This is a genomic window from Burkholderia sp. MSh2 (genome assembly GCF_000731655.1).
Taxonomy (GTDB): domain Bacteria; phylum Pseudomonadota; class Gammaproteobacteria; order Burkholderiales; family Burkholderiaceae; genus Burkholderia; species Burkholderia paludis.
On record NZ_JPGM01000158.1, the window covers coordinates 1 to 669 of the forward strand.

Annotated in this window: 1 protein-coding gene; it reads right to left on the reverse strand. The window is 67.1% G+C overall.

Annotated features, from left to right (window positions below):
• A partial coding sequence (locus GQ57_RS38015) for an Ig-like domain-containing protein (RefSeq protein ID WP_235215208.1) occupies positions 1 to 623 on the reverse strand: 623 nt, incomplete at its 3' end.
• Positions 624 to 669: the final 46 nt, after the last annotated feature.

The following is a 669-nucleotide window of genomic DNA, read 5'->3' on the forward strand; positions in this document are numbered from 1 at the left end:
ACCACGGTAGCCGTGCCCAGCAGCGTCATACCGCTGAAGAACGTCACCAGCCCGCTGGGCGCCGCCCCCGCCACGTTCGCCGTCAGCGTCACCGCCGTGCCCTGCGTCACGCTCGTGGCCGATGCCGTCAGCGTCGTCGAAGTCGGCGATTGCGTGACCGTCTGGTTCAGGCTCGATACGCTCGTCGCGTTCTGCGTGTCGCCACTGTAGACTGCGGTCAGCGAATCCGTGCCCACCGGCAACTGGCTCACCGTCAGGTTCGCCTCGCCATCCACGAGTGCCGCGGTGCCCAGCAGGGTGGCGCCGTTATAGAAGCTGACCGTACCGCCAGGTACCTCGGCCTGATTGGTATTGGCCTGCACGGACGCTGTCAGCGTCAGGCCGGTGCCGTAACTGACGGTGGGCTGCGATGCGCTCAGCGTCGTCGTCGTTCGCACGACCTGGGTCGAGGCCACGATCTGCTGCGAGAGTGTGGTCGAGGTAGCGCCCGTGAAGTTCGCATCGCCCGAGTAGCTCGCCGTGAGACTGTCCGTGCCGAGCGCCAGACCACCCGTCGTCAGCGTCGCCACGCCATTGACCACGTTCGCCGTGCCGATCGCCGTGCCGTTGCTGTAGAACGTCACCGTGCCCGTCGCCGACGGTCCGCTGAATGGGACGCCGTACCAGGAC